The following is a 7,064-nucleotide window of genomic DNA, read 5'->3' as shown; positions in this document are numbered from 1 at the left end:
CCGGGTACACCGGTCGGGGGCCTTCCGCATGGCATGGCCGGTGCCCACCGGTGACCGCCTTTCCGCGCAGGTCCCGTGCTCCTCCTGGCCCGCACGCGACGAGGCGGACCCGGCCGCCTGGTTGGATCGCGCCGTGACCGACGACGCGGACCCGTACGAGATGTCGCCCGTCCACCTCGCGGTGGAGAGGGACGACTTGGCGGAGCTGACCCGGCTCCTGCACGCCGGCCACGACCCGGATCAGTACGACGGGCACAACGGCTGGACCCCGCTGCTCCGGGCCGTCGACGGCGAGCGGGACGGCGCCGCGCAGACCGGTGATCCGCTGGACGCGGCCTGCACTGCCGTGCTGCTGGCCTACGGCCCGGACCTCGCGAAGCCTTCCCGGGAGGGGCTGGCCCCGTACCACCTGGCCTTCCAGTCGGGCCACGACATGGCGGTGAGGCTCCTCGAAGCGCACATGGAACGACGGGGTACGCGTCTCGAATGCCTGGTCCACCGTCGTGGGGCTCATCGGTCCGTACGTCCGTCCGGCGCTCCTGCCGGTGACACGGGGCACGGGGCGTGCGGATGCTGGAAGCACGGTGGCGGTGGTTCCTCCCCGCATCCGTCGGGGCCCTGAGGCGGCTACCTCCTGCGGCCTCCGAGCCGTCTGAGGGTGAGCGCGCCGAGGCCCGCGAGGACGAGAAAGGTCAGGGCGATGACGATCACTTCGCCGGGGCGCAGCGCTGCCAGCATGTCGGTCTCCTCCGCTGCCGGTGGGCAGTCGTCCGCCGTGCGGCCGTGTGCCGTACGCCGTGGGAGGACGAACATCGCATCCCGCCCGCGGTCGTGGAGGCGGAAGCGGAAAGCCTTGAGGGCCTTCTGAGCTTGGCCCTACCGGCGGCGCCCGCCGAGCTCTAGGCTTCCGGCGGGCGGAGCCGTAGCGCAGAGGTCGTCGCGCGCGGTCTCCAAAACCGTGAGGACGCCGGTTCGAATCCGGTCGGCTCCGCCTCCCCCGTCCCCCTGCTCACGGCGGGCCCGACCCCGTGAGCCAGTACGCGCCGTACACCGCCGAGGCGGTGGCCAGGGCGGTGAGGGCGGTCCAGGTGAGGGCGGGGCGGCGCCTCGCGAGGACCACCGCGAGGGGGATCAGCAGCGGGAACGCCGGGAGGAGCAGGCGGGGTTTGGAACCGAAGTAGCCCGAGGCGCCGATGGCGAGCAGCGTGACGAGGGCCGAGTAGGCGATCAGCGGCGGGGGTTGGAGCTGCTTGGCGCCGATGTGGTGGGGCCAGTAAGCGAGGAGCAGCAGGGCGGCGAGGGCGAGTACGGCGAGTGCGGCGGAGCCGCCGGTCAGGAAGCGGGCGAAGGCCCAGCCGCCGTCGAAGCCGTTGCCCCACTCGTCCTGGACGTCGAGGTAGCCCAGCAGGTGTCCGCGCCGGGAGCCCACCCAGAGGATGTACGCGGCGGCCCCCACCGGCGCGACCAGGCAGCCGAGCACGGCTCGCGCACGGGCCGGGGCGGCGGTGCCGGTACCGGTTCCGGGGCGGTGGCGGAGCCAGACCGCGAGGAACAGGGCGGCCGTGACGGCGAGTCCGACGGGCCGGGTCAGCCCCGCGAGGCTCGCCAGGACGCCTGCGGCCACCCATCGCTCGCGCAGCACGCAGAGCAGCCCCCACGCGGCGAGGGCGGTGAAGAGGGCTTCGCTGTACGCCATCGACTGGACGATGCCGACCGGTACGGCCGCCCACAGGACCACGCAGACGACCCCGGCCCGGTCGCCGTACGAGTGGCGCACCACGAGGTGCACGGCCCATGCCGCGAGGACCGAGGCCAGGGTGGTGACCAGGAGCCCGGCGGCGGGCAGGCTCAGGCCCGTCACCGCGCGGGTGCCCCGCTCCAGCCAGGGGAGCAGGGGGAAGAAGGCCATGCTCGACAGGGAGCGGCCGTCCGGCGCGTTCAGGGTGAAGGCGTAGCCGTGTTCGGCGACCCGGGTGTACCAGAGGGAGTCCCAGCGTTCCGAGAGGAGCACGCGCGGGCTCCTGCCGGTCTCGGCGGCGCGGACGGTCAGGGCGGCGAGCGACAGCGCCCGTACGCACAGGAAGAGGGCGACCGCGAGGAGGGCGGCCCGGCCGCCGCGGAAGCGGGCGCGGAGCGGGTGCCCGGGGTCCGCCGCCGTGCCGTCGCCGCCGTGCTCCCGGAGGGTGGGCGCTGCGGCGGGCATGGACGGGCCGATCTCTCCGGGACGGGGCGTGCGGGACGGGGTTCGCGCACACCGGTCCTGCGGGCTGCGGAGACCGGGGAGAACCCTACTCCTCGGCCGCGCCGCCGCCTCGGGGTCCCGCAGAAGGCGCTCCGGTGCCCTCAGGCGGCCTCGGAGCGGCCCGCCGTCAGCCGGGCGGCGGAGGCGAGCGTGGCGCGGGCCTCGTGGACGGGGAGGCCGGAGCGTACGGCCGCTTCGGTGAGTGCGGCGGCGAGGGCGTCGCCGAGGCCGCTTTCGTACGCGCGGCAGGCGGCCCAGAACAGTCGGGTGTTTCGCTCTCCGGCGCGGGCGGCCAGCACGAAATGGACCAGCCCCTCGCCGTCCTCGGGGCCGCGCGGGGCACGGGCTCCGCCGGTCCGGCGTGCCGGGCGGACCGGCGGAGCGAGCAGCCGCAGCAGGGTGCGCGGGCACGGTGCCGGCGGGAGGTGCGCGGTGCCCGGGGCGAGGCGGTACGTGCCGTGCGGGGTGAGCGAGCCCGGGCCGATGAGGTAGCCGCCGGTGCCCCGGACGTCGACGCCGGGTGCGAGGCGGCTCGCCGAGCCGGCCACGACGACCTCCGCGGGCACGGACAGCCAGAGGTGCCGGCCGCCGGCCGGGGTGAGCACGGTGAGGGTCGGCGGGATCGTGAAGAGGTGCTGGAGGGCGAGCTGGCGGAGCGCGCCGTCCGCGTGCGCTTCCGCGCCCGCCGCAGGAGCAGGGCCGGTGGCCGGGGCAGGTCCGGGGGTGTCCGCGTCCAGGTCGATGCCGATCAGCCGGTGCGGGCCCTGGCCGCAGGCGATGCCGTACCCCGCGACGTCCGGGGCCGCTGCGAAGAGCGCGCGGACGGCCGCCGGGTCGGCGGTCGCGTCCCGCACCCCGTGTCCGGGCAGCCCGCACTGGCCGGTGCAGGCGGTGCGCGCCGCGCCGCCGGGGTGCGGTGAACGCAGCGCGGGGAGCCGGGCGGAGTTGAGCGGGATGACGGGGAGCCCCCGCTCCGCGGCGTTCAGCGCGTGGGCCAGGGCCAGGGTGGCGATCTGCCGGTCGGTGGGGGCCATGCAGCCATGTTCGTACACACGTTCGAAGAAGGCAACGGAATAGGAGGTGACCCTGGGCACGCCCTGCCCTGTCCGGCTGCCAGGAGGGCGCCCTCGCGCCTCCCTCGTCGCAATCGGTTGGTGCAAGGGGATTGACCGCTGGAAAAGGCGGGCTTTAGGTTTCCAGAAAATTGCGGGGACATATTCGAAATGTTTCGATCCGACGCCGGTTCGCCGGGCGGTTCGATGTCGGAATTCCTCGCATTCGAGCGTCTTGGCTCGATAAGGGGGAGATCGGTGAGCTGCGGAATCCACGCGCAGCGTGCGCTGGTTCGCACTGTCCGGGGCTCTGGCCTGCGAACTTTCCCTCGTGTCCGTGGTGGCGATTCTTTTCTCGAAACTTTTATCGGAGGTCATTCGTGGAATCACAGATTCCGGGCCCGCAGATCTCGGACTCGCAGAGAGCGGACTCGCAGCGGCGGGACTCGGTGCGGGACTCCCGGGACCCCCGTCTCTCCGGTGCCCCGGACTCGCCCGACGGGGGCCGCGCCAGCCGCAGGTCCGTACTGGCGCTCGGCCTGGGCCTGAGCGCCCTGGCCTCCCCGCTCCTCTCCCTCGGCGGCGCCACGCCCGCTCTGGCCGCGCCCCTCGGGGCCCAGGGAACCGGCGGTGCGCGGGGCGCGGCGGGCCGGGCGACCGACTCCGGGGCGTACATCTCGTTCGGCGCGGTCTCCGGCGGGTTCACCCTGGTGAAGTCGGGCCGTGCGGTCCCCCTCGTCGTCAGCGGCGCGGACCACGCGGGGGTCATCCGCGCGGTCGGTGATCTGCAGTCCGACATCGAGCGGGTCACCGGGGTGCGCCCGGCCGTGGTGCGGAAGGCGGGTGCCGGGCAGCGGGAGATCACGATCGTCGGCACCATCGGGCGCAGCCCGCTGATCGACGCGCTCGTGGACGCGGGCAAGCTCGACGTGCGCGGGATCGAGGGCACGTGGGAGACGTCCCTCCAGACGATCGTCGAGCGGCCGATGCCCGGCGTGGACCGGGCCTTCGTGATCGCGGGCAGCGATCAGCGGGGCACGATCTTCGGCGCGTACGACGTCTCCCGGGGCATCGGGGTCTCCCCCTGGTACTGGTGGGACGACGTCGTGCCGGTCCACCGCGACCAGATCCACGTCCGGCCCGGCCGGCACACCCAGGGCACCCCCGCGGTGAAGTACCGCGGCATCTTCATCAACGACGAGAACCCCTCCCTCGGCACCTGGGCGCCCAAGTTCTTCGGCCCCGGCAAGGCGCCCGGTTACGAGGGCGGGTTCAACGCCGACTTCTGGGCCCGGATCTTCGAGGTGCTGCTCCGCCTCAAGGCCAACTACCTCTGGCCCGCGGTCTGGGGCCGTGCCTTCGCCGAGGACGACCCGCTGAACCACGCCACCGCGACGGCGTACGGGATCGTCATGGGCACCTCGCACGAGGCCCCCATGATGCGCGGCATCGAGGAGTGGAACCGGCACGCGGTGGCAGCCGTCCGCGACAGCGCCGGCAACATCACGACCCCCGGCCACGACCCCTACGGCGGTACCGGCGAGTGGTCCTTCCGGCGCAACTCCGACGCACTGAAGGCCTACTGGGCCGACGGCATCCGCCGCATGAAGGAGCAGGACTTCGAGGGCGTGGTCACCCTCGGCATGCGCGGCAACGGAGACACCAGCCTGCCGGACGGTGACGCGATCGAGCTGATGGGCGAGATCATCGCGAGCCAGCGCGCCATCATCGCCGACATCACCGGCGACGAGGCGTCCGTCCCGCAGGTGTGGACCCTCTACAAGGAGGTGCAACGCTACTGGGACCGGGGGCTGCGCGTCCCCGACGACGTGACGGTGGTGCTCACCGACGACAACTGGGGCAATGTCCGCAAGCTGCCGCAGCTCGACACCGACGACCGTGCCGGTGGGTACGGCCTCTACTACCACTTCGACTACGTGGGCGTCGGCCGCAACTACAAGTGGGTGGACACCACTTCGCTGCCGAACATGTGGGACCAGCTCAACCAGTCCTACACGTACGGGAATCGCGGTCTGTGGGTCACCAACGTCGGTGACCTCAAGGGCAACGAGCTCGCCACACAGTTCTTCATGGAGTACGCCTGGAGCCCGGCGCGCTGGGACGTCGACGACCTCCCGGAGTGGGAACTCGGTTACGCGCGACTCCACTTCGGCGAGAAGCAGGCCGAGCGGATCGCACAGGTGCTCTCGGAGTACGCCCACCTCCAGCAGATCCGCAAGCCGGAGCTGCTGAACCGGCGCATCACCCTCGACCCGGCCAAGAATCCGGCCACCGACTCCTCGGCGATCGTCTACGACGACCGGGCGACCCCGTTCAGCCTCGTGGACCACCGCGAACTGGAGCGGGTCACCGACCGCTGGCGGGCCCTCGCGGCGAAGTCCCGCGAGGTCGGCGAGCGCCTGCCCGCCTCCTCGCAGGACGCCTGGTTCGAGCTCGTCGGGTACGAGGTCGAGGCGACCGCGAACGTCTACGAACTGCGCGAGGCGCAGTTCACCAACCTCTTCTACGCGGACCAGGGCCGGGCCCTGACCAACGAGCTGGCCGCGAGGGCCGAGGCCCGTCTCGCGGACGACTTCGCTTTCTCGAAGAGGTTCAACACCCAGGTGGCGGACGGCAAATGGGAGGGCTTCCAGACCCAGCCGCACATCGGGTACGGAGACGTCGCGCGGTACGGCCCGAACGCCCCGTGGCAGCAGCCCGAGCTGAACAACGTGGCGCTCGCCGACGAGATCTACCCGGCGCTGAAGCGCATCGAGCTGCCCGGGGCGGCCGAGATGGGCGTGGCCGTCGAGGGCAGCGAGCACTGGTGGCCGGGTGGCGGCGCCGGCGAGGCGACGCTGCCGGTGTTCTCCCCGTACGGCAACGGTCCCGACCCGTACATCGACGTGTTCAACCGGGGCCGGACTCCCTTCGACTACCGGATCACCACGGGTGAGTCCTGGCTGGTGGCCGACCGGCCGCGTGGGCGGGTCACCACCCAGACCCGGGTGACCCTGCGGGTGGACTGGAAGCACGTACCGCAGGGCGTCACCCGGATACCGGTCACGGTGAGCGGACCCGGCGGGTCGAGCGTCGTCGTGACCGCCGTGATCGACCGGCCCAGCATGCCGAAGTCGGGTCTCAAGGGGTTCGTGGAGGCCGGCGGGTACGTGTCGATGGAGGCCGAGCACTACAGCCGCGCGGTCGGCAGCGGGTCGGTCGACTGGCGCCGGCTGCCCGACGTGGGCCGTACGGCGGGCGGCATGGAGCCCTTCCCGGTGACGGCGGCCCGGCAGTCGGCGGGACGGGGGCCGCGCCTCGAATACACGCTGAGCCTCTTCACCACCGGACCGGTCACGGTCTGGGCGTACCTCTCCCCGAGGAACAACCCGCTCTCGGGCGACGGCCTGAAGTACGCGGTCTCCTTCGACGACGACGCACCGAGCACGGTGAACGTCACGGCGGTCACCGGCGGGGACGACGGCACCATGAACGCGCAGTGGGCGCGCGGTACGTCCGACAACGTCAACCGCACCGCCACCCAGCACGTCATCACCCGGCAGGGAGAGCACGTGCTGAAGTTCTGGATGATCGACCCGACGGTGGTGGTCCAGAAACTGGTGGTCGACACCGGCGGCCTGCGCCCGGTCCACCTCGGCCCGCCGGAGAGCCTGCGGATCGGCTGAGGACGCTCCCGCGTCACCCGTGAAGGACGAGCCGCGGACCCCGGCGGGTCCGCGGGCGGCCCGCGCGAGGGCACACAGGTGCCC

At 72.7% G+C, this 7,064-nt stretch carries 4 protein-coding genes and 1 tRNA gene; 3 read left to right on the top strand and 2 right to left on the bottom strand.

Annotation, left to right across the window (positions count from 1 at the left end; genetic code table 11):
• Together ACFWEP_RS29225 and ACFWEP_RS29220 are read left to right on the top strand one after the other, a co-directional pair.
• On the top strand, nt 1-622 hold a 622-nt coding region (locus ACFWEP_RS29225), incomplete at its 5' end, for an ankyrin repeat domain-containing protein (protein WP_387374454.1).
• Between the two features lie 294 nt (nt 623-916).
• Nucleotides 917-991, top strand: a tRNA-Trp gene (locus ACFWEP_RS29220).
• Between the two features lie 18 nt (nt 992-1,009).
• Here ACFWEP_RS29220 and ACFWEP_RS29215 read toward each other — a convergent pair.
• Nucleotides 1,010-2,203 carry a hypothetical protein gene (locus tag ACFWEP_RS29215; protein WP_387374452.1) on the bottom strand — a complete coding sequence of 398 codons (1,194 nt, stop codon included), beginning with the start codon at nt 2,201-2,203 and terminating at the stop codon, nt 1,010-1,012.
• Nucleotides 2,204-2,343: 140 nt separating this feature from the next.
• Nucleotides 2,344-3,276 carry a bifunctional DNA primase/polymerase gene (locus ACFWEP_RS29210; RefSeq protein WP_387374450.1) on the bottom strand — a complete coding sequence of 311 codons (933 nt, stop codon included), beginning with the start codon at nt 3,274-3,276 and terminating at the stop codon, nt 2,344-2,346.
• A gap of 545 nt (nt 3,277-3,821) precedes the next feature.
• On the opposite strand from ACFWEP_RS29210, the gene ACFWEP_RS29205 reads away from it, so the two are divergent.
• Nucleotides 3,822-6,980: a glycosyl hydrolase 115 family protein gene (locus ACFWEP_RS29205; protein WP_387374456.1), complete on the top strand. Its 3,159-nt coding sequence runs from the start codon at nt 3,822-3,824 to the stop codon at nt 6,978-6,980.
• Nucleotides 6,981-7,064: the final 84 nt, after the last annotated feature.

Source organism: Streptomyces sp. NPDC060198 (assembly GCF_042728415.1).
Classification (GTDB): Bacteria; Actinomycetota; Actinomycetes; order Streptomycetales; family Streptomycetaceae; genus Streptomyces.
This window is presented reverse-complemented; position numbering and strand designations above follow the sequence as displayed.